The organism is Bradyrhizobium sp. IC4060 (assembly GCF_020193715.1).
GTDB lineage: Bacteria > Pseudomonadota > Alphaproteobacteria > Rhizobiales > Xanthobacteraceae > Bradyrhizobium > Bradyrhizobium yuanmingense.
In genome coordinates this window covers 215,170-235,631 of sequence record NZ_JADYVJ010000002.1, presented here as the reverse complement: position 1 = coordinate 235,631, position 20,462 = coordinate 215,170, and the positions used below count along the sequence as shown (strand labels likewise).

The following is a 20,462-nucleotide window of genomic DNA, read 5'->3' as shown; positions in this document are numbered from 1 at the left end:
GCATTTGCCGCAATGCAGGATCGGGAGCTGATGTCCCGTCAGCGCGCGCAAAGACCGTTTGCGGATCAAACAGCAGGATTGGGACGAGCGGGGTGAAAAAAAAATTGGTGCGGCGGCCTTCACGGCCATCCGACACGATCAAAATACAGCGCCGGGAAGGTAGGGGCTTTGCCTCACTGATGCAGCCCGCTAAACCTTGTCCCGGCGTGCCGTTCGCGGTTTCCGCCGCTATGCGATAGTCCGAACGAGCTCCATCGCAATTAACGCGGCTGGATTTGCGGAGGTGGTGTCATAGACCTCCCCTTGCTCATGAGGTGGACGTTGCGCGTCGCTTGTTTGCGACCGCTATGATGCTCCTCCTGCCTCGCAAAACTGTCAAGCGGGATCAATGATCTGACGATCACATTTGACGATCCGAGTTCCGCTGTGCAAATCACTTAAGTGAGGGATTTCCCAAGCCAGCCGGCATGGTGACATCATGCCCCTGTTTTGCCCGACGATGCAAACGAATTTCGTGAAATCCGCATCGCGGATGATGGGAGTCGATAAGCCATTGATTCCGCTATGCCCGGCTACTGTGCATGGGGTTGTTTTCACACTTTTGCTCGATGGCCACCCGGCCAACTAGAGAAACATCTCCGCCAGGTCGACCGTCGAGGCCTTTCCGATCTGGTCGAAGTTTCGCGCCAGCCAGTTGCGCGCCGCCGCGCGGCCCTCATCGCGCAGGCGGCACAACAGGCTCCATTCGGGGTGGAACTGCGTGGCCGTGCCGAGCTGCGACATCAGCGCGTCGTTGCCGATCCAATGCATGTACATGCGGCTGTGCCTGTTGCTGTCGAGCTCGCCGTCGTCGATCAGCCGGGTGGCGAAGGCGATCGCGCGCATCTCGCGCATCAAGGACGAATTGAAGCTGATCTCGTTGATGCGGTGCAGGACATCGGCGGCACTGGCCGGCAGCTCGTCACGCCGGATCGCCGTCACCTGCACGATGACGACGTCGTGGCTGCCCTTGCGGTAGATCAACGGATAGATCGCGGGATTGCCGAGATAGCCGCCGTCCCAGTAGTGCTCGCCGTCGATCTCGACAGCCTGGAAATAGGGCGGCAGGCAGGCCGACGCGAGCACGGTGTCCGCCGTGAGCAGCGGGCTCTGAAACACCTTGATCTTGCCGGTGCGGACGTTGGTGGCGTTGAGAAACAGCTGCGGCGCCTCGGGCGAGGAATTGAGCCGGTCGAAATCGATCACGCGCTGCAGCAGCGCGCGGAGCGGATTGAAATGAAAGGGATTGAGCAGGTTCGGCGGCAGCGTGTGTGTCAGCGTATGGATGAAGGCGTGGACCGGATGATATTCCGGCGGCAGCTTCAGGGCCTGGATCCACTGGTTCAGCGGCGACATCAGATCGTACGCCATATCCATGCGCGAGACTTCGTACCAGAATGCGTGCAGGCTCTCCCGCGCGGCCTCCGCGCCTCCGTGCGCCATGCCCGAGGCCATCGCCACCGCATTCATCGCGCCGGCACTGGTCGCGCTGATCGCCTCGATCGCGAGCCTGCCGTCCTCGAGCACCTGGTCGAGCACGCCCCACACGAAGGCGCCGTGCGCACCGCCGCCCTGGAGCGCGAAGTTGACGTTCTTGCAGTTCGTGGTCCCGCCGGCTGTCACTTTGCTTGCCTCTTGCCTCCCGTGCCTTCTTTCTCCAGCGCCTTGCGCACCTGCTTGAACTCCTCCAGCGAGGCCTTGTCGGCACGGGGGAAGCGCAGGTCGAGCTTTTCCAGCTCGGCATTGATCACCGAGCCGATCACGACGCGGGCGAACCATTTGTGGTCGGCGGGCACGACATACCAGGGCGCATGGGACGTCGCCGTGTGCCGGACGATGTCCTGGTAGACCGCCTGGTAGCGCGGCCACAGCGCGCGCTCCCTGATGTCGTCCATGGAGAACTTCCACTGCTTGGCCGGATCGTCCAGCCGCGCGAGGAAACGCTCGCGCTGTTCTTCCTTGGACAGGTTGAGAAAGAACTTCAGCACCACGGTGCCGTTGCGGCAGAGATAGCGCTCGAAGGCGGAGATGTCCTCGAACCGCTCCTTCCAGATGTTCTTGGTGACGAGCCTTGGCGGCAGCTTCTGCTTGGCGAGAATCTCCGGGTGTACGCGCGTCACCAGGCATTCCTCGTAATGCGAGCGGTTGAAGATGCCGATATGGCCGCGCTCGGGCAGCGCGACTGCATGACGCCAGAGGAAGTCGTGGTCGAGCTCCTTGCTGCTCGGCGCCTTGAAGGCCGTGACCTCGCAGCCCTGCGGATTGATGCCCTCGAAGATCGCCTTGATCGCAGAATCCTTGCCGCCGGCGTCCATCGCCTGGAATACGATCAGGAGCGACCAGCGGTCCTGCGCGTAGAGCTTCTCCTGAAACGCGATCAGCCGCTTCTTGTTGGCATCGAGGATCGCGAGCGCCTTCTCCTTGTCGAGATCGCCCCTCTCGTCGGATTTGTGGTCCTTGAGGTGAAACTTGCCCGAGCCATCGTAGCGAAACGGCGTGATGTAGCGGTCAAGCTCCTGGGCGAGCGACTTGGACGGCTTTTTGCTCATGAGCGCGGGGCACCTTGCGTTGCAACTTCAATCGGTCGAGCAAGCTACCAAGGATGCCCTTGGGAAGGAATATGATGAAAAGCACGAGCAGCACGCCGTAGACGAGATTATCCCAGCCGACCGCCTTGGTGCCGAAACCGATGCGCAGCGTTTCCGCCAGCAGGATGGTGATGATGGCGCCGACGGTCGGACCTAGCGAGACGAACAGCCCGCCGACGATCGCGGCGAACACCATCTGCAGCGAGACTGCGATGCCGCTGACCGTGTCGGGCGTGATGAACATCTGGTACTGGCAGTAGATCGCACCCGCCAGAGCCGTCATCAACGCGCTGAGCAGCGTGATCTTCAGCTTCTCGGCGGTGACGTCGACACCGGCCGCGGCGGCGGCGTCCTCGTCCTCGGAGATCGCCTCCAGCGCATAACGCGCCATGCTGCGGTCGACCCAGTGCCAGACCACGATGCCGAACAGCCAGACCGCAAGCGCGATCAAGTACCAGGTGGTCTTGTCGTCGAATTGCAGCGCCAGCAGCCTGTTGCCGGACGCGCGGTTCGGGGTGTAGCCGAGCGAGCCGCCGGTATAGTCGCGCGTCGCGGTGATGACCTGGAGCACGATGCCTGACAGCGCCAGCGTCACCAGCACGAAATAATGCCCGGTGATGCGAAAGCGGAAGCAGGGGTAGCCGACGATCATCGCCAGCGCGCCGGCCGCCGCCATGCTGATGGGAATGCCGATCCAGGGCGACAATCCTGCGTGATTCCACAACAGCGCCGTAACGTAAGCGCCGATCCCCATGAAGCCGCCATGGCCGAGCGACACGAGGCCGAACCTCCCCATCATCGACCAGGACGTATAGGCGAACGACCAGATCAGGATCAGCACCAGGATGTGCAGATGATAGGGATCGCGATAGACGAAGGGCAGCGCGACCAGCGCCGCCAGCCCCACGCCCCATGCAGCAAGCCGCCCCTGCCCCATCATCGGCGCCTCGCAAGCAGGCCCGCGGGCCGGATGAACATCATGACGATGAAGAACGCGAAGGCCAGCACATAGCCCCATTCGAGGTCGGAGAACAGGCCCCCGAGCGAGATGATCTCGGCGAACACGAAGGCGGCGATGAAGCCGCCGATGAAATTGCCGAGGCCGCCGAGCACGCAGATCAGGAAGGTGATTGGCCCGAAGGACAGACCGACGAAGGGATGCACGTCGTATTGCAGCACCAGGAGGCAGGCGGCGAGGCCGGCGAGCGCGCCGCCGAGCGCCGACGTGATCAAGTAGATCCGCTTGGTGTCGACGCCCATCAGCGCCATGATCTGGCGGTCCTGTGAGATGGCGCGGATCGCAGTGCCGGTGAAGGTGCGCGTCATGAACAGATAGACCGCGACCATGCCGACCAGCGCGGCGGCGAACGAAAGCAGTCGTGCGTAGCTGAAATTCATGTCGCCGAAGGCGAGCACCGGCAGGCGGATGCCGAGATTTCGGAAGTCGATGCCGAAGGCAACGGTGGCAAAGCTCTGCAGCACGAACAGCACCCCGCCGGTCGCGAGCAGCTGGTTGATCGGTGGCGCGGTCAGCAGCGGCGCGATGACGAGGTAGTGCAGCGCCGCACCAAGCACGGCGACCAGCAGGATAGTGAGCGGGGCGGCGACGAAATAGCTGACGCCGTAATACTGCACCATGAAATACATGCCGTACATGCCGATCATGACGAGCTCGGCGTAGCAGATCCAGGTCACGTCGATGACGCCGAAGATCAGGTTGAGCCCGAGCGCGAGCAGCGCCAGCACGCCGCCGAGCAGGATGCCGTTGATGACGGCCTCCAGCAGGTAGATGTCGAATACGTCCAGGAACGCCTGCATGCCCCTCACACCCCGAGATAAGCTTCCTTGACCGTGTCGCTCGCCAGCATCTCGGCCGAGGTGCCGGACGCGCGGATCGTGCCCGCCTCGATCAGATAGGCGCGATCGACCACCTTCAGCACCTGCTGCACGTTCTGCTCGACGATCAGCACCGTCAGCCCGCTGGCGCGGATCCGCTTCACCAACTCGAACACCTGCTGCACCACCACCGGCGCGAGCCCCGCCGAGGGTTCGTCGAGCAGCAACAGTTTCGGATTGGACATCATCGCGCGGCCGATGGCGCACATCTGCTGCTCGCCGCCGGACATGGTTCCGGCCATCTGGTGACGGCGTTCCTTCAGGCGGGGGAACAGGTCGAACACCACCTCCAGCCGCTCGGCGTAGTGGTCCCGCGCCTCCTTCATGAAGGCGCCCATCTTGAGATTGTCGTCGACCGTGAGCTGCGGAAACAGCCGCCGGTTCTCCGGCACATGCGCAATGCCGAGGCTGACGATCTTGTGCGACGGTGTCGCGACGAGGTCGACGCCCTCCATCCTGATCGATCCGCGCGAGGGACGGATCAGGCCGGAGATGACGCGCATCAGGGTGGTCTTGCCGGCGCCGTTGGGGCCGATGACGCCGACGGCTTCGCCGGCCTTCACGTCGAGGTTGACGTCGAACAACGCCTGGAAGGTGCCATAGCCAGCATTGAGGCCGCGAAGCTCCAGCATCACCTAGCCCCCTGCGCGGCGGCGCGCTTCGGCGGCCGCGGCCTGCGTGGTCTCGGCGTCGGTGCCGAGATAGACCTCGATGACGCGCGGATCGCCCGCGACCGCGCTCGGCAGGCCTTCCGAGATCTTCTCGCCGTGATCGAGCACCATGACGCGGTCGACCACGCGCATCAGGACGCCCATGATGTGCTCGACCCAGATGATGGTGATGCCGAGCTCGTCGCGGATGTTGCGCAGCATGTCCGCAGCCTGGTCCATCTCGGCCTCGTCGAGACCGCCGAGGCTCTCGTCGGCGAGCAATAGCTTTGGCGCGGTGGCGAGCGCCTTCGCCAGCTCCAGCTTCTTCAGCCCCGCTGCGCCGAGCCCATCGACACTAGCATGGCGATCGGTCGGCAGGCCGACCATCGCCAGCGACCGCTCGGCCGCCTCCTCCGCCTTGGCGCGGCTGTGGCGGCCCTGGCCGTAGAAGCCGGCAAGCGCGACGTTCTCGAAAATGCTGAGGCGGCGGAACGGCCGCGGGATCTGGAAGGTCCGCCCGATGCCGCTGTTGATGATCCGGTGCGGCGCAAGACCCGCAATCTCGTGCCCGGCGAACAGGATCGATCCGGAGGTCGGCGCCAGCGTGCCGGACAGCATGTTGAAGATCGTGCTCTTGCCCGAGCCGTTGGGGCCGATCAGGCCGAGGATCTCGCCCTGATCGACCCGGAACGAGACGTTGTTCACGGCGGTGAAGCCGCCAAACCGCTTCACCAATCCGCTGACTTCCAACACCGCAGAACCCCGCTATTGGTTGCTGTAGGTGGTGCCCTTGGGCAGCGGCAGCACGGCCTCGCGCTGCGCCTGGCTCTTGGGCCACACCACATAGGACTTGTCGTCGACGTATTGGATCACGACCGGGAACGAGCGCTCGTTCTGGCCGGCCATTGGCGAGCCCTCGCCGTGGAATTTGACGCCGAAGCCGAGCATGGTGCCGCCTTCGGGTATGTCGGTGTCCAGTGCTGCCTTGCGCAGGGAATCGGGATCTACGCCGCCATATTTCTTGATCGCTCGCGGCAGCACGTCGTTCAGGAACAAATAGGTGTTGGACGCAGCCATGCCGACATGGGCCGAACGGATGGCGACACCCGGCTTGCGCTTGTCGAACTCCTCGCCGACCGCCTTGATGATCGGCGGCAGCTTCGGATCCATGCTCTTCTGGTTGGCGAGCCAGATCGAGATCGGATCGGTGTTGAAGACATAGTTTACGTCGGCGCCCAGGCCTTCCTTCAGCTTCTCATAGACCCCGTAGCCGGCGCCATGTCCTACCAATGCGCCGAACTTCAGCCCCTGTTCGCGGGCTTGCCGGAGCAACAGGGTGATGTCGGGATTATAGCCGGTATGGAATACCACATCCGGCTTGGCCCGCTTCAGCTTGGTGACCAACGCAGACAGATCCGGGGCCGTCGCCGAATAGCCCTCTCTGAGCACGATGTTGAAGCCGGCCTTCTTGGCACCGGCCTCGTTGCCTTTGGCAACGTCGACGCCGTAGGCGCCGTCCTCGTGGATGATGGCGACCCGCAGGTCCTTCGGGTCCTTGCCCAGCTTTTCCTTCGCATTCTGCGCGATGAAGTCCATCGTCATCATGCCGAACTGGTCGCCGGAGGCCTGCGGTCGAAACACGTATTTGTAGTTCTTGTTCTCCAGCACTGCCGACGAAATGCAGGTCGTGATCCACATGAACTTCTTCAGCTGCTCGACCCGCGCTGCCACCGGCACGCATTGCGCCGAGGAGAAGAAGCCGAGCAGCATGTCGACCTTTTCCTGCTCGATCAAACGGATCGCTTCATTGATGGCGATATCCGGCTTGCTCTGAGCATCGGCATAGATCGCCTCGATCTTGTAGCCTTCGACGTCTTTCGCGCTGTACTGATCCAGCATGATCCTTGCGCCGGTATATTGCAGCTCCGAACCGCCGCCGGCGAGCGGGCCGGTCAGATCGTAGATGACGCCGATCTTGAGCTTCTTCTCTTGAGCCGCGGCAGACACCGCCAAGCCCGTCGCTGATATCGCGACCAACAGCCCACGTACCAAGCGGGCAGCCATGCGCAGGCGCATCAAAACCTCCCTGGACGATTTGTGCATTGCATTCTTGGTGCAATTCTTCGGCCCATCACATGGGCTGCGCGCGGCGATGTCAAGCCTCGCGCATCAGCGCGCTGCGAACTGCTGCTCGACGAAGGCCGTGACAAATCGCGGCATGGACGGCCTGAGATCGCTGGTCCCGCGCACGAGATGAATGGCGGACAGCTCCGGCTCGATCTCGCGCGCAAGGTTGGCTTCGATCCTGGCGCGGGCCGCATCGCCCGGCATGTCCAGGTTGATGACCTGCAACATTGCGATCGTGGGGCCGGTAACCACGCAATGCCAGCCGGGCTGGATCCGATAATCGGCCGCGGTCAGGCCGGTCTCCTCGCCGAGCTCGCGGACGACGCTGCCGGGGATGTCGAGCGCGCCGTCCCTGACGTCGTCGAGATCAGGCGTTCCCGAGGGGAAATAGATGCGGCCCGCATTGGCGGTGTGGGGCGCCATCTCGCCCATGATGAAGGTGCCGTCGGAGGCGCGCAACGCGCCCATGCCAAAGCCGTTGAACACGGCCTTGTCGGGAAAGCCCCAGTCGCGCCAGGCGAGAAAGCTTGCGAAATCGGTCTCGAAATAGGTCGCCCTCAGGTAACCGTCGCTGAACACAGCGTCGCGCCCGAGCAGGATGCGGCCGTTCCAGATCTTCGGCCGCTCGCGCTGCTTCTCGGCGAAATGCGCCGCGATCTCGGCGCGGCGCTCCTCGGCGAACGGCCAGACGATCGGCCGCACGGCAAGATCGAGCGTCGCGACGCGATGAATGACCGGAGACTTCATGACGGGTCGGTTACCACGCCTTCGCGTCGGCTATTTGACGCTCCCGGTGGTCTTCTTGGCCTGCTCGACGAATTTGTTGGTGAAGGTCTTGCTGACGTCGATCTTGGCGTTCGCCACCTCGGGCGAGCCGACGCTGAACACTGCAAGCACGGCGTCGGCGCCCTTCGGGTCCATCTTGCCGGTCTCGGAATACATCGGGATCGTATTCTTCAGTGCGGCAAGATAGAGGTCCTTGTTCTTGCCGACGGTTTGCTCGGGCATCTTCGCCATGATCTCCTCCGGCGTATGCGAATGGATCCAGGCGAGCGTGGCGAGGATCGCATTGGTGAGCGCCTGCGCCTCCTTCTCATGGCCGTTGATCCAGGCCACGGTCGAATACAGCGCGCCGCCCGGATATTCGCCGCCGAACGTCTCCAGCGTGTCCTTCTGGGTACGGGTGTCCGAGAGGATACGCAGATCCTTGTGGCTGCCCTGCAGCACGGTCACGGACGGATCGAGCATCACCGCCGCGTCGATCTGGCCCTGCTCCATTGCGGCCACCGCAGTGGCGCCGAGGCCCACCCCGATCACGGCGACGCTGGTGGGATCGAGCCCGTTCTTCTTGAGCATGTATTTCAGGAAGAAGTCGGTGGAGGAGCCGGGCGCACTGACGCCGACCTTCTTGCCGGCGAGATCCTTGACCGACTTGATGTCGTTGGTGCGCGAGGGCGCGACCACCAGGACGAGGCCGGGATAGCGGTCATAGACCACGAAGGATTGCAGCTCTTGCTTCTTGGCGGCGAGGTTGACGCAATGGTCGAAATAGCCGGAGACCACGTCGGCGCTGCCGCCGAGCACGGCTTTGAGCGCATCCGAGCCGCCCTTGAGGTCGACGAGCTCGACACTGACGCCGGCCTTCTCGTATTCGCCGAGCTGCTTGGCCAATACCGTCGGCAGATAGCACAGGCAGGAGCCGCCGCCGACCGCGATGGTGACCTTGCTTTGCGCCGCGGCAAGCGAGGTGGTGAGCGTCAGCGCGAGCAGTGCGCCGGCGAGCCTGGCAATCGTGTTCTTCATTGGTTTCCTCCGTTCGGCCGCCGGCACCATAGAGCAGCGGGCCTGGCTTGAGAAGCTCCGCCTGAGCGGGCTGGCCATCAGCCCCTCGGCGCAATAGCGGTGCCCAACACACGTCCGCGATCGCAACGACGCGATCAAATAGACCTGCTTCCTACCCCCGCCCGTCCGACGCGGCCGGCCGCCACACCAGGAGGCGCCGCTCCACCAAGGTGACGCCGAAATCGATCAGGATGACGAAGGCCGACAGCACGAACATGCCGGCGAACACGCCGGCGACATCGAAGATGCCCTCGGCCTGCTGGATCAGATAGCCGAGCCCGGCCGCCGATCCCAGATATTCGCCGACCACCGCGCCGACCACGGCGAAGCCGACGGAGGTATGAAGCGACGAGAACATCCACGACAGCGCCGACGGCCAATAGACATGCTGCATCAGCTGCCGCTCGCTCATGCCGAGCATGCGGCCGTTGTCGAGCACGGTCCGGCTGACCTCCTTGACGCCCTGATAGACGTTGAAGAAGACAATGAAGAACACCAGGGTGACGCCGAGCGCGACCTTGGACCAGATGCCGAGCCCGAGCCACAGCGCGAAGATCGGCGCCAGCACGACACGCGGCAGGGCGTTGACCATCTTCACATAGGGGTCGAACACCGCGGCGACCAGCGGCTGGCGCGCGAACCAGAAGCCGACCAGGACGCCGCCAAGCGATCCGATCACGAAGGCGAGGATCGATTCCGCGAGGGTGATGCCGAGGTGCTTCCAGATCACGCCGGAGGCGAACCATTTCACGATCTGGCTGAACACGTCCAACGGGTTGGAAAAGAAGAACGGCGGCAGCAGGATCTTGCCGAACACGGGAACGGTCGACAGCACCTGCCACAGCACCAAGCCGACGACAGCGACCAGGATCTGCAGCGCAAACAGCGTCGTGCGCGACATCAGACCACCTCCGCCGCCTGCGTGGACTGTGCGTACCCCTTCATCACCTCGTCCTTCAGCACGCTCCAGATCTCGCGATGGAGAGCATGGAATTCCTTGTCGAGGCGCACCTCGAAAATGTCGCGCGGGCGGGCCAGGCCGACGCGCCAGTCGCCGATGATGCGCGAGGATGGCCCCGCCGACATGATCACGACGCGGTCGGCGAGCGCGATGGCCTCTTCGAGATCGTGGGTGACGAACAGCACGGCCTTGCGGTCGGCACTCCACAGATCGAGCAGCAGATTGCCCATGACCTGGCGCGTCTGCGCATCGAGCGGCCCGAACGGCTCATCCATCAACAGGATCTTCGGATCGCGGATCAGCACCTGCGCCAGCGCCACGCGCTTGCGCTGGCCGCCCGAAAGCATGTGCGGATAGCGGTTCGCGAAGGCGCCGAGGCCGACGGCGGTCAGCCATTTCTGCGCCTGCGACAAGGCCTCCGTGCGCGGCGTGCCCTTGACCTCGAGTCCGATCGCGACATTGTCGAGCGCAGTCTTCCAGGGGAACAGCGCATCAGCCTGGAACAAATAGCCGGCATCCCGATTCAGCCCCGCCAATGGCTGGTCGAAAATCCTGACGCTGCCCGCGGCGAGCTTGAGCAGGCCCGCCGCGACGTTGAGCAGCGTCGATTTTCCGCACCCCGTGGGCCCGACAATGGCGACAAACTCGCCCTGTGCCACCGCGAGATGGGCCTTCTCCACCGCCGTATAGACCCGGCCGTCCCCCAGCCGGAACGCAACCTTGGCATCTTCCAGCGCCACTGCCGTGGGCGTCGTCATGTGCTTCCTCCAACTCAGGCCGATGCCTTAGCCGCTCGTGCGGCCAAGTTCAATCAAGCCGCCAAGCGTGCTACGCATGGGGACTTGCCGTGCTCTCACCCTCCCCTGGAGGGGGAGGGTCGGTGCGCATGAAGCGAAGCGGAATGCGAACCGGGGTGGGGTGACGGTTTCTCCGCGTCGAATACTGCCCGCGTCGACAGATCACCTCACCCCGCTCGCGCTGCGCGCGATCGACCCTCCCCCTCGGGGAGGGTAAGAGAAAAGAGAGCTCTCCCACGATGTCTTCCAAGCTGGCGATCAGCTACCAGCACGTCACCAAGCGCTTCGGCTCCCTTGCAGCGGTCGATGACGTGTCGCTCGACATCGCCGAGGGTGAGTTTGTGGCCGTCGTCGGCGGCTCGGGCTCGGGCAAGACCACGCTGCTGCGGCTCGCCAACCGGCTGATCGAGGCCGATAGCGGCACCATCACCGTCGAAGGCGAGGACGTGCGGAATGTCGATCCGGTCGCGCTTCGGCGCCGGGTCGGCTACGTCTTCCAGAGCGGCGGGCTGTTTCCGCATCTGAGCGTCGCCGACAATATCGGCATCACGCCGAAGCTGCTCGGCGAGCCGGCTGCGGCCGTTGCAGGCCGCGTCGACGAGCTGCTGGAGCTGGTGCAGCTCGACCGCGCAACGCATCGCGACCGGCTGCCCGAGGCGCTCTCCGGCGGCGAGCGCCAGCGCGTCGGCGTGGCGCGGGCGCTCGCGGCAAGACCCCGCATCGTGCTGATGGACGAGCCGTTCGGGGCACTCGATCCCCTCACCCGCGATGCGCTCGGTGACGATTATCGCGCGCTGCACCGCAAGCTCGGCCTGACCACCGTGATGATCACCCATGACATGACCGAGGCGCTCCTGCTCGCCGACCGCATCGCGGTGATGCGCGGCGGACGATTGCTCGCACAGGGTACGGCTGCGGAGCTATCGAGCAGCAGCGACGATTACGTGCTCGAGCTGTTGCGTACCCCGCGGCGCCAGGTCGAGCGGCTGAATGCGTTGCTGCCGATGGGCGGTGCGGCATGAGCCTCTTCACCGATCCGCGCTGGGGCGAGGCGCTGTCGCATCTGCCGGACTACCTCGGCAACCATGTGCGGGTGAGCCTCGCCGCCCTCGCGCTTGGCCTCGCCGTGAGCCTGCCGCTGGCGATCCTGACGCGCAACCGTCCGGCGCCACGCGGCATCCTGCTCGCGTTGGCCAGCATCGTGCAGACCGTACCCGGGCTGGCGCTGCTCGCGCTGTTCTATCCGCTGCTGCTGCTGGCTGCTTCCGTCACGCTGGCCTGGTTCGGCGTATCTTTCTCCGCGTTCGGCTTCCTGCCGGCGATGCTGGCACTGGCGCTCTATTCGATGCTGCCGGTGCTGCGCAACGGCATCACCGGCCTCAACGGCATCGATCCCGCGCTGATCGAGGCTGCCGAGGGCGTCGGCATGACCGCGCGGCAATCGCTGCTGATCGTCGAGCTGCCGCTCGCGCTGCCGGTGATGATGGCCGGCATCCGCACCGCGGCGGTGTGGGTGATCGGCACCGCGACGCTGTCGACGCCGATCGGGCAGACCAGTCTCGGCAATTACATCTTTGCCGGCCTCCAGACCCAGAACTGGGTCTTCGTGCTGTTCGGCTGCGTGGCTTCCGCTCTCCTCGCGCTCGCAGTCGACCAGTTGCTTGGGCTGATCGAGAGCGGCCTGCGCCGCCGCAGCCGTGTGCGCAGCGGTCTCGGGGCGCTCGGAATCGCGGCCCTGGTTGCAGCAACGCTGGTGCCGACCATGGGGCGCTCGTCGTCAGGCTATATGGTTGGCGCCAAGACCTTCGCCGAGCAATATGTCCTGTCGGCATTGATGAGGGACCGCCTCGAGGCGGCGGGCCTCTCGGCGGCCGCACGCTCCGGCCTCGGCTCCAGTGTGATCTTCGGGGCGCTGAAGGCCGGCGACATCGATCTCTATGTCGACTATTCCGGCACGCTCTGGGCCAACCAGCTGCATCGCACCGACATCAAGCCGCGCGCAGAACTGGTGGCGGAATTGAAGACGGCGCTCGCCAAGGACGACATCACCCTGCTCGGCGAGCTCGGCTTCGAGAACGCCTATGCGCTGGTGATGCCAAGACGACGCGCCGATGCGCTCGGCATCCGAACCGTCGCCGATCTCGCCGCACATTCGGCCACGCTGTCGATTGCCGGCGACTACGAGTTCTTCTCGCGGCCCGAATGGGCTGCCCTGCAAAAGGCCTATGGGCTGCAGTTCCGCGCCCAGCGCCAGATGCAGCCGGACTTCATGTATGCGGCCGTTGCCAGCGGCGAGGTCGACGTCATCGCTGGCTACACCAGCGACGGCCTGATCGCCAAATACGAGCTCACAGCGCTCGACGATCCCAAACACGCGATCCCGCCCTACGACGCGATCCTGCTGCTCGCGCCGAAGCGCGCCGGAGACGAGCGACTGCAGGCGGCGCTCAAGCCATTGCTCGGCAAGATCGACATCGCCACCATGCGCGAGGCGAACCTGCGCACCAGCGGCAATGATGCGAATTCATCGCCCGATGCGGCGGCGAAGTGGTTGTGGGAGAAGATCAAACAGTAGGTCCGCCGCCGCTTGATGAGCACCTCAGGGGTGACGGTCGAAGAGTTGCGTCCGCGATCCAAGCGAGAGGCTACAGCCCCCGGATCATCCCCGCGTCGATCAGCAGCCGGTTCAGCCGCCGCGCCTCGGCGCCATCCTTGCAGCCGTAAAAGATGCCTTTGCAGCGGAGCATGATCTCCTTCTGCTCGGCAAAGGACGGGTCGAGCGGGATGCCGGCGGCTTCCTGAACCACCAGCGGCAGATAGGGACCGTCAATCGTGTCCATCACGGCCTGGCTTCCGACCGGTTCGAAATTGATGGCGTCGATGGCATAATAGGTCGCGTAGAGGCGCGGATCGTAGGCGTCGAGCTTCTTGCCGATGGCGCCCTCGTCGAGCCCGGGCTCCAGGATAGCAGCCGCAAACTCCGGCTGATGATCGCCGTAGCGAACGATCAGGAATGGCTCGCCGGGAAAGGTCCTCTTCAAACCGGCAACGAACGCCTTGTACTGCTCTGCGCTCATGGTCTGGCGGCGCAGATATTCATCGATGGACGGCACATTGCCCGGCGCGCGCCAATTCGGCAGCAGATCGGGACGGAAGCGGGTCTCCCAGGGGAAGTGGTTGGCACCGAGATAGATGAAGGCGAACAGCGGCTTGTTCGGCGGCTGCTGGCCGATCAGCTGAAGCGCCTTGTCGTAGAAGAAGCTGTCGGGCTCGACACCCTTGGCGCCCAGATCCTTGGAATCGAGGAAGCGCTCGATTCCCGTCGTCATCTGGAAGCTGCGCGCGCCCATGAAGCCGCCATGGGCGGGATAGAGCGACAGCGTGTCATAGCCGCAGCGGCGCAGCGCCAGCGGCAGGCCGCGCTCGACCCGGTTCGAGGCGATGCGCGTGACGAAATAGGCGAAGCGGCCGAATGAACGCGAGGAAAGCCCTGCGAGCACGTTATACTCGGTGAACCAGCTCGGCCCGCCATTGCTCTCGGCGAGGAACGTGCGCTGCTTGCCGTCCCACGATTTGAAATAGTCGCCATAGCGCGGCGGCACCTTGATGCCCTGGGCGGCGCGGATGTCGAAGCTCGATTCATCATGGATCATGATGATGTTGGGCCGGCGGCCAGCCGGGTGGCAGGCATCGACCAGCGGCATGTTGAGCCGCTCGCCGGTCGAAGCAGACGCCTCCATGAAGCCGTATTGCGCAAAATCGGAGACGGCCGTGACGCCCGAGCGGAAGAATTTCGAGAGATAGCCGTCGTCGTAATAGCCGCGCCAGGCCTCGTCCGGGTGATAGAGCGAATAGCAGACCAGGGCGGCAAGGCAGGCGAGCTTGCAGGCGAGCGCCGGCAGGCGGCGGATGCGGAACGGATCGAGCCACCACAGCGCATACATCAGCGGCAGCGTGACCAGACCGGCCAGGATCACCGACCAGCGTAAGTTCGGGAAGATCGTGAAAAGGAACGCGACGGAGTCGCGGTCGATCATCATCAGGTCGATGAAGTTGACCGTCATCTGCACGACGTCGTGCTTGAGCCGCGACAGCAGCACCAGCACGACCACCATGGTCAGCGACAGCGCACCCGACAGCGCGGGACGACGCAGCAGCGTGATCCAGAAGAAGTTGAGGATGCCCCAGGCCAGCGCGAAGGACAGGCGCGAGCCGAAATCGGTCTCGGTCTCGTACATCAGGGCGAGTGCCGCCAGATGCGGCGCTGCAACCGCGAGCAGCCGCCAGATGCCGAGCGCGGCGACGCTCGCCAGCACGGCCGTCGTGGCAGAAGGACCTGGATTGGGCGCGGACGCCATCGACGACACGCAACTTCTGGTCCGGCGCGGTGATGCCAAGCCTGGCTGGCCGACCCAAAAACAGCCAGGGCGTCCGGAGCAGCCGGAAGCCTGCACCGTGTCATAAAACTGTAACGGAATGGTCAAGGAGAGGCAACGCGCGGCGCGGTCCGACCTTCGCTTAATGTTAGCGGGCTGCGCCGTACGGCATCGACCAGAGCCGCTGGCCCGCTAGGGCTTTGCGATACCTGCGATGAACAGGTCGATCACCCCCTCCGCCATCCGCTGGATCTCGCCCTCCCCGACGCCCCAGCGCGGGAAATGGCCGTCGAGATTCATCCGAGCGAAACCGTAGACGAGGGCGCGCCCGGCGACCTGGATACGCTTGAGGTCGGCCGACCGCAGCAGGCCTTGCTCTGCCGCGTCGACCAGCATCTGCTCCGTTAGCGCGATCAGCTCGGCGTTGTCTCGTGTCAGGTCCGGCGAGCTGCCATGGGCAAAATAGCGCCCGGTCGAGATGATCTCGAAATGCGCGGGATTGCGCATGGCCCAACGCAAATAGGCGAGACCGAAGGCGCGGAAGCGGGCGAGCGGGTCGGCGGCCGGAGCCTCGCGCAGCGCCGCATCGATCTCGGCGCGAAAGCGCCGCTGTGCCTCCTCGGCCGCGGCTGCCATGAGCGCATCGCGGTTGGGAAAGTGTCGGAACGGCGCCCCCGGCGACACCGCGGCTCGGCGCGCAGCCTCCCGCACCGAGACTTCGGCGCCTTCCGCTGCGAGTTGCAGGGCAGCATCGATCAACACGCGGCGGAGGTCGCCGTGATGGTACGGCCGGGCTTCGGTGGCAGGGCGGCGGGCGCGCGGCTTGGACGGCTGATGGACAGGCATGGATCCTTCTAGCCTCACCCGAACGTGAATGTAAGCAATGATTACACCGTTGACGGCGCATTCACGCCGAATGTAATCGATGATTACATAGAGAGGGAGGTCGCCATGTCCGAACGTCGAAGCTGGCTCGAAGGCTGGCGGCTGCTGGCCGTTCTCTGCGTGAGCCTCGTCGCACTCAGCCTATGGATCGCCTCGATGCGGCAGTTCGAGGTCGAGGGCGTTCGCACGGTGATCCGCTTCACGGCGCGAAGCTCGCTCCTGTTGTTCTGCCTCGCCTTCAGCGCCGCGGCGCTGGCGCGGCTGTGGCCCAATGCCTGGACGCGCTGGCAGAAGCGCAACCGTCGCTATCTGGGCCTCAGCTTCGCGGCCTCCCACGCCATCCACGCGGCGGCGATCATGACGTTTGCCGGGATGGATCCGGCCGGATTTGCCGAGGCCACCTCGGCAGCCTCCTACGTCTTCGGCGGCATCGGCTACGGCTTCATCATCGCAATGGGCGCGACATCGTTCGACCGCACCGCCGCACTGATCGGCCCGCGCGCCTGGCGGGCCCTGCACCTTGTGGGCGGCTATTACCTCTGGCTCCAGTTCATGGTCTCGTTCGGCAAGCGCGTGCCGACGATGCCGCTCTATGCCGCCTTCCTGCTTCCGCTGCTCATCGTGCTGGCGCTGCGCATGATTGCGATGGCCCGCGATCCGCGTGGGCAGACCGTCCCGGCGGGCTGATGCGACGCCGTATTTGGCAGGAGCCGAGCCGCTCAACTGCGCTTCAGGCCGCGGAAAGAATGAGAGAGCGATGTCTCGCCGATACGAAAAGAGCGAGACCGCTGTTTGCGATCTCGCTCGACCATAGCCGCCAAGGTCCAAGATTTGGCTTGGCGAGCGAAGCTTGAATTTCGCTCGTCATTCCGGGGCGCGCGCTGAGCGCGAACCCGGAATGACGGCGCAGACGTCAGTTCTTGCTCTTGTCGACCAGCGCGCCCTTCTTGATCCAGGGCATCATGTCGCGCAGCTTCGCGCCGACTTCCTCGATCGGGTGCTCGGCGAGCTTGGCACGGGTCGCCTTGAACGAGGTCTGGTTGACCTTGTTCTCGAGCATCCAGTCGCGGGCGAACTTACCGCCCTGGATGTCGGCCAGAACCTTGCGCATCTCCTTCTTGGTCTCGTCGGTGATGATGCGCGGGCCGGTGACGTACTCGCCGTACTCGGCGGTGTTGGAGATCGAGTAGTTCATGTTGGCGATGCCGCCTTCATAGATCAGGTCGACGATCAGCTTCACTTCGTGCAGGCACTCGAAATAGGCCATCTCCGGCGCATAGCCGGCTTCGACCAGGGTCTCGTAGCCGCCCTTGATCAGCTCGACCAGGCCGCCGCAGAGCACCACCTGCTCGCCGAACAGGTCGGTCTCGCACTCTTCCTTGAACGTGGTCTCGATGATGCCGGCGCGGCCGCCGCCGATGGCGGAGGCGTAGGACAGGCCGAGGTCGTGGGCGTTGCCCGAGACGTCCTTCGCAATTGCGATCAGGCAGGGCACGCCGCCGCCGCGCTGATATTCCGAGCGCACGGTGTGGCCGGGGCCCTTCGGCGCGATCATCAGCACGTCAAGGTCGGCACGCGGATCGAGCAGGTTGAAGTGAACGTTGAGGCCGTGCGCGAACACCAGGGCAGCGCCCTTCTTCATGTTGTCGTGCAAGTGCTCGCGGTAGATGTCGCCCTGGAGCTCGTCCGGGGTCAACATCATGACGAGGTCGGCCCATTTGGCAGCTTCCGCAACTTCCAGCACCTTGAAGCCGGCGGCTTCCGCCTTCTTCGCCGAAGCCGAACCCTTGCGCAGCGCAATGGCGACTTCCTTTACGCCGGAATCCTTCAGGTTGAGCGCATGGGCGTGACCCTGGCTGCCGTAGCCGACGATGGCGACCTTCTTGCCCTTGATCAGGTTCAGGTCGGCGTCGCGATCGTAATAAACACGCATAGGTCGTTTCCTCGTTCAGGGCCGAAATCGGCCAATGGTCAGTGTCCGAAGGGTGAAATTTGCGGATTTCGGGGGCTGTCTAGAGCATTTTCAGCCCTGAGGGAAACCCGTTTCTGCATGGAAATCCGCGACATCATGCATCCATGAAAACGGGGTAGAGGGAGGCCAGCAGCAGGATCGCCATCAGGATGTTGAAGGCGCGGACCAGCCGCTCGGAAGTCAGAACCGGCCGCAATGCGGTACCGAATAGCGCCCAGACTACCGTCGAGACCGTGCCGACGATGAGGCTGATCACGGTCTGAATGGCGATGTTGAGCGGGAATTGGGCGATCGCCGCATAGGCAGTGATGGTGCCGATCACGATCACCCAACCCTTGGCATTGATCCACTGGAACATGGCCGCGCCCCAGAAGGTCATGGGGCCGCGGCCATTCTCCTCGCCCGGCTTGGCCGGACCGGCCATGGCGATCACAGCGGCGAGATAGATCAGATAGGCGGCACCGGCATATTTCAGGATGGTCTGGAGGATCGGATAGGCCAGGAACACGGAGCCGAGCCCGAGGCCGACCGCGGCGACCATGAAGGCGAAACCGAGCACGATGCCGACGATGTGCGGGATGGTGCGCCGGAAGCCGTAGGTCAGGCCGGAGGACAGCAGCATGATGTTGTTCGGCCCGGGCGTGAAATACATCACGACCATGAAGACGAGGAAGGCGTAGAGCAGCGAGTAGGTCATCATCACCCTCACGCAGTCTTCGGTAGAACTTGCGGGCGCTTCGCCAGCACCATCACGGCGATCCCAAAGATCACGGTCAGCATGCCGGCGAGGCGCAGCGGCCCGAACCGTTCGCCGAACACGATGCTGGAGGCCGCCGAGCCCACGAACGGCACCAGCAGTGCGAACGGCACCACTTGTGCAGCCGGATAGTCGCGCAAGAGGCGGCCCCATAGCCAATAGGCGATGCTGGTGGAAATGCCGCCGAGCATCAGCATGCAGAGCGCCGATGTGAGCGACATGTGCGTCAGCGACGTCCAGGTCGGCGCCGGACCGTTGGCGATCAGCGCCAGCACGAACAGCGGCACGGCCGAGGCGAGACAGAGCCAGGCGAAGAGATCGAACATCGGCACGCCGCGGGCGCCGCGCAGCAACAGATTGCCGATGGCGAAGCTGAGCGGCGAGACCATCAGAACCGCGAAGGCGCCGACGCTGAAATCATAGCCGACGGTGCCGCAGATCATCAAAAGGCCCGCCGCGGCAACGACGATCCCCAGAGTCTGCACCGGCGTCGGCCGCTCACCGAACGCGAGCGCGGCAAAGCCGATCGTGAACAGCGCCTGGCTCTGCACCACGACGGAGGTCAAACCCACCGGCACGCCGTGGGCGATACCATAGGCCTGAGACAGGAACTGGCCGAGGAACAGCGTGAAGCTGATCGCGATCAGCAGTGACCAGGCGACCTTCGGCTTGGAAATGAACAGGCACGGCACCGCGGCGATGGTGAAGCGCAACGCCGTCATCAGCTCCGGCGACAGCTCGTCGAGCGCGATCCGGCTCGCCACGAAGGCAAGCCCCCAGATGATCGCCACCATGACGGCGATGAGGATGTCGGCCGGCTTCATTGTTGTTTCCGGTTCTGCTTTGTCTCGCAGCCCTGTTTGTTGTTCTGGTCTAGCCTTGCTCGCCGGCTTTCGGTTTCCGCAGCAGATACGTGCCGTGCATCGGCGCGTGGTAGTCGGCCGCGACCAGGGTGAAGCCGACGTCGGTCAGCATCCGCTCCATCACCCAGCCGAAGGTGGAATATTCATCGCGCATGTGAGTCACCACGCCCTCGCGGGAGAAATCGTGGTTCTTGATCTGGAAGTCGGCCCATTGCTCGACGTCACGCTCGATCGCGTCGGGCATCGATGAGTAAACGATGTCGCGGAGATAAAATGTCGCTCCGGGCTTGAGCGCGCGAAAAATCCGCGACATCGCCACCGCCTTCCAGAAATCCGGCAGGTGGTGCAGCGTGAACTCGCTGACGATGAGATCGTAGGATTCCGGCCGGTAGGCGAAGCTCAGCAGGCCGGCGGATTGGGTGCGCACAGGCGCCTTGCGGTCGCGGGCGTAGATCTCGGCGAGCGCCAGCATGGCCGGGGAAATGTCGATGGCGTCGACGTCGGCCCCCATCAACGCCGCTTCGGTGGCGAGCACGCCGTTGCCGCAGCCGATATCGGCGATGCGCCAGCCGCGCTGGACCCCGAGCATCTTCAGCGCGGCGCGCGCGCGCAGATCGGCATCGTCATGGTTGTCGTAGATCGAGGCCACAGCGGGCTCGATCCCCATCCGGTTCCGCTCGTTGTAGTACCAGTCGCGCGCCAACATGGC

General features: G+C 64.3%; 20 protein-coding genes. 3 read left to right on the top strand and 17 right to left on the bottom strand.

Features of this window, described 5'->3' with window-relative positions; genetic code table 11:
* Positions 1 to 624: 624 nt before the first annotated feature.
* The 11 genes from I6F16_RS08000 to I6F16_RS07950 all read right to left on the bottom strand — a co-directional run bounded on the left by I6F16_RS08000 (position 625) and on the right by I6F16_RS07950 (position 10,861).
* Positions 625 to 1,662: a patatin-like phospholipase family protein gene (locus tag I6F16_RS08000; RefSeq protein WP_128263142.1), complete on the bottom strand. Its 1,038-nt coding sequence runs from the start codon at positions 1,660 to 1,662 to the stop codon at positions 625 to 627.
* A complete protein-coding gene (locus tag I6F16_RS07995) occupies positions 1,659 to 2,588 on the bottom strand; it encodes a polyphosphate kinase 2 family protein (RefSeq protein WP_074448137.1) in 930 nt (309 codons plus the stop codon). Before I6F16_RS07995 ends, I6F16_RS08000 begins: the two co-directional genes overlap by 4 nt.
* Positions 2,548 to 3,567 carry a branched-chain amino acid ABC transporter permease gene (locus I6F16_RS07990; RefSeq protein WP_036025024.1) on the bottom strand — a complete coding sequence of 340 codons (1,020 nt, stop codon included), beginning with the start codon at positions 3,565 to 3,567 and terminating at the stop codon, positions 2,548 to 2,550. The genes I6F16_RS07995 and I6F16_RS07990 overlap by 41 nt, the downstream gene beginning before the upstream one ends.
* Complete coding sequence (locus I6F16_RS07985; protein ID WP_109145936.1) at positions 3,564 to 4,445, bottom strand: branched-chain amino acid ABC transporter permease; 882 nt, start codon at positions 4,443 to 4,445, stop codon at positions 3,564 to 3,566. The genes I6F16_RS07990 and I6F16_RS07985 overlap by 4 nt, the downstream gene beginning before the upstream one ends.
* Before the next feature lie 5 nt (positions 4,446 to 4,450).
* Positions 4,451 to 5,155 carry an ABC transporter ATP-binding protein gene (locus I6F16_RS07980; RefSeq protein ID WP_036025019.1) on the bottom strand — a complete coding sequence of 235 codons (705 nt, stop codon included), beginning with the start codon at positions 5,153 to 5,155 and terminating at the stop codon, positions 4,451 to 4,453.
* A 3-nt stretch (positions 5,156 to 5,158) separates the two neighbouring features.
* The gene (locus tag I6F16_RS07975) at positions 5,159 to 5,926 is read right to left on the bottom strand and encodes an ABC transporter ATP-binding protein (protein ID WP_036037489.1); all 768 of its coding nucleotides are present in this window, start codon (positions 5,924 to 5,926) and stop codon (positions 5,159 to 5,161) included.
* Positions 5,927 to 5,938: 12 nt separating this feature from the next.
* Positions 5,939 to 7,249, bottom strand: a complete 1,311-nt coding sequence (locus I6F16_RS07970) for an ABC transporter substrate-binding protein (RefSeq protein ID WP_036037487.1) — start codon at positions 7,247 to 7,249, stop codon at positions 5,939 to 5,941.
* Between the two features lie 93 nt (positions 7,250 to 7,342).
* Entirely contained in the window at positions 7,343 to 8,047 is a 705-nt protein-coding gene (locus I6F16_RS07965; RefSeq protein WP_036006647.1) for a hypothetical protein, read from the bottom strand.
* Positions 8,048 to 8,077: 30 nt separating this feature from the next.
* Entirely contained in the window at positions 8,078 to 9,103 is a 1,026-nt protein-coding gene (locus I6F16_RS07960) for an ABC transporter substrate-binding protein (RefSeq protein ID WP_036006644.1), read from the bottom strand.
* A gap of 151 nt (positions 9,104 to 9,254) precedes the next feature.
* Entirely contained in the window at positions 9,255 to 10,043 is a 789-nt protein-coding gene (locus I6F16_RS07955) for an ABC transporter permease (RefSeq protein ID WP_036006641.1), read from the bottom strand.
* Positions 10,043 to 10,861: an ABC transporter ATP-binding protein gene (locus I6F16_RS07950; RefSeq protein ID WP_225173548.1), complete on the bottom strand. Its 819-nt coding sequence runs from the start codon at positions 10,859 to 10,861 to the stop codon at positions 10,043 to 10,045. Before I6F16_RS07950 ends, I6F16_RS07955 begins: the two co-directional genes overlap by 1 nt.
* Positions 10,862 to 11,139: 278 nt before the next feature.
* Between I6F16_RS07950 and I6F16_RS07945 the strand changes: the two genes are divergently transcribed.
* The gene (locus tag I6F16_RS07945; RefSeq protein WP_225114704.1) at positions 11,140 to 11,922 is read left to right on the top strand and encodes an ABC transporter ATP-binding protein; all 783 of its coding nucleotides are present in this window, start codon (positions 11,140 to 11,142) and stop codon (positions 11,920 to 11,922) included.
* Positions 11,919 to 13,475: an ABC transporter permease/substrate-binding protein gene (locus I6F16_RS07940; RefSeq protein WP_225114703.1), complete on the top strand. Its 1,557-nt coding sequence runs from the start codon at positions 11,919 to 11,921 to the stop codon at positions 13,473 to 13,475. The genes I6F16_RS07945 and I6F16_RS07940 overlap by 4 nt, the downstream gene beginning before the upstream one ends.
* 70 nt (positions 13,476 to 13,545) lie before the next feature.
* On the opposite strand, the gene I6F16_RS07935 is transcribed toward I6F16_RS07940, so the two are convergent.
* Positions 13,546 to 15,258 carry a sulfatase-like hydrolase/transferase gene (locus I6F16_RS07935; protein WP_225114702.1) on the bottom strand — a complete coding sequence of 571 codons (1,713 nt, stop codon included), beginning with the start codon at positions 15,256 to 15,258 and terminating at the stop codon, positions 13,546 to 13,548.
* Positions 15,259 to 15,468: 210 nt separating this feature from the next.
* Complete coding sequence (locus I6F16_RS07930) at positions 15,469 to 16,122, bottom strand: TetR/AcrR family transcriptional regulator (protein ID WP_225173547.1); 654 nt, start codon at positions 16,120 to 16,122, stop codon at positions 15,469 to 15,471.
* A 105-nt stretch (positions 16,123 to 16,227) separates the two neighbouring features.
* Between I6F16_RS07930 and I6F16_RS07925 the strand changes: the two genes are divergently transcribed.
* The gene (locus I6F16_RS07925) at positions 16,228 to 16,848 is read left to right on the top strand and encodes a hypothetical protein (RefSeq protein WP_128263130.1); all 621 of its coding nucleotides are present in this window, start codon (positions 16,228 to 16,230) and stop codon (positions 16,846 to 16,848) included.
* Positions 16,849 to 17,074: 226 nt separating this feature from the next.
* Here the strand turns inward: I6F16_RS07925 and ilvC are convergent, their stop codons facing one another.
* The 4 genes from ilvC to I6F16_RS07905 all read right to left on the bottom strand — a co-directional run bounded on the left by ilvC (position 17,075) and on the right by I6F16_RS07905 (position 20,459).
* A complete protein-coding gene (ilvC, locus tag I6F16_RS07920) occupies positions 17,075 to 18,094 on the bottom strand; it encodes a ketol-acid reductoisomerase (protein WP_036006621.1) in 1,020 nt (339 codons plus the stop codon).
* 133 nt (positions 18,095 to 18,227) lie between these two features.
* A complete protein-coding gene (locus I6F16_RS07915) occupies positions 18,228 to 18,830 on the bottom strand; it encodes a LysE family translocator (RefSeq protein WP_225114705.1) in 603 nt (200 codons plus the stop codon).
* 8 nt (positions 18,831 to 18,838) lie between these two features.
* Positions 18,839 to 19,714 carry an EamA family transporter gene (locus I6F16_RS07910; RefSeq protein ID WP_225137977.1) on the bottom strand — a complete coding sequence of 292 codons (876 nt, stop codon included), beginning with the start codon at positions 19,712 to 19,714 and terminating at the stop codon, positions 18,839 to 18,841.
* 49 nt (positions 19,715 to 19,763) lie between these two features.
* Entirely contained in the window at positions 19,764 to 20,459 is a 696-nt protein-coding gene (locus tag I6F16_RS07905) for a class I SAM-dependent methyltransferase (RefSeq protein WP_036006616.1), read from the bottom strand.
* Between the last annotated feature and the right edge of the window lie 3 nt (positions 20,460 to 20,462).

Coding starts and splice junctions, on each gene's coding strand:
- I6F16_RS07995 (WP_074448137.1), bottom strand. CDS start 2,588: ATGAGCAAAAAGCCGTCCAAGTCGCTCGCCCAGGAGCTTGACCGCTAC.
- I6F16_RS07990 (WP_036025024.1), bottom strand. CDS start 3,567: ATGATGGGGCAGGGGCGGCTTGCTGCATGGGGCGTGGGGCTGGCGGCG.
- I6F16_RS07985 (WP_109145936.1), bottom strand. CDS start 4,445: ATGCAGGCGTTCCTGGACGTATTCGACATCTACCTGCTGGAGGCCGTC.
- I6F16_RS07980 (WP_036025019.1), bottom strand. CDS start 5,155: ATGCTGGAGCTTCGCGGCCTCAATGCTGGCTATGGCACCTTCCAGGCG.
- I6F16_RS07970 (WP_036037487.1), bottom strand. CDS start 7,249: ATGCGCCTGCGCATGGCTGCCCGCTTGGTACGTGGGCTGTTGGTCGCG.
- I6F16_RS07965 (WP_036006647.1), bottom strand. CDS start 8,047: ATGAAGTCTCCGGTCATTCATCGCGTCGCGACGCTCGATCTTGCCGTG.
- I6F16_RS07960 (WP_036006644.1), bottom strand. CDS start 9,103: ATGAAGAACACGATTGCCAGGCTCGCCGGCGCACTGCTCGCGCTGACG.
- I6F16_RS07955 (WP_036006641.1), bottom strand. CDS start 10,043: ATGTCGCGCACGACGCTGTTTGCGCTGCAGATCCTGGTCGCTGTCGTC.
- I6F16_RS07950 (WP_225173548.1), bottom strand. CDS start 10,861: ATGACGACGCCCACGGCAGTGGCGCTGGAAGATGCCAAGGTTGCGTTC.
- I6F16_RS07945 (WP_225114704.1), top strand. CDS start 11,140: ATGTCTTCCAAGCTGGCGATCAGCTACCAGCACGTCACCAAGCGCTTC.
- I6F16_RS07940 (WP_225114703.1), top strand. CDS start 11,919: ATGAGCCTCTTCACCGATCCGCGCTGGGGCGAGGCGCTGTCGCATCTG.
- I6F16_RS07935 (WP_225114702.1), bottom strand. CDS start 15,258: ATGGCGTCCGCGCCCAATCCAGGTCCTTCTGCCACGACGGCCGTGCTG.
- I6F16_RS07930 (WP_225173547.1), bottom strand. CDS start 16,122: ATGCCTGTCCATCAGCCGTCCAAGCCGCGCGCCCGCCGCCCTGCCACC.
- I6F16_RS07925 (WP_128263130.1), top strand. CDS start 16,228: ATGTCCGAACGTCGAAGCTGGCTCGAAGGCTGGCGGCTGCTGGCCGTT.
- ilvC (WP_036006621.1), bottom strand. CDS start 18,094: ATGCGTGTTTATTACGATCGCGACGCCGACCTGAACCTGATCAAGGGC.
- I6F16_RS07915 (WP_225114705.1), bottom strand. CDS start 18,830: ATGACCTACTCGCTGCTCTACGCCTTCCTCGTCTTCATGGTCGTGATG.
- I6F16_RS07910 (WP_225137977.1), bottom strand. CDS start 19,714: ATGAAGCCGGCCGACATCCTCATCGCCGTCATGGTGGCGATCATCTGG.
- I6F16_RS07905 (WP_036006616.1), bottom strand. CDS start 20,459: ATGTTGGCGCGCGACTGGTACTACAACGAGCGGAACCGGATGGGGATC.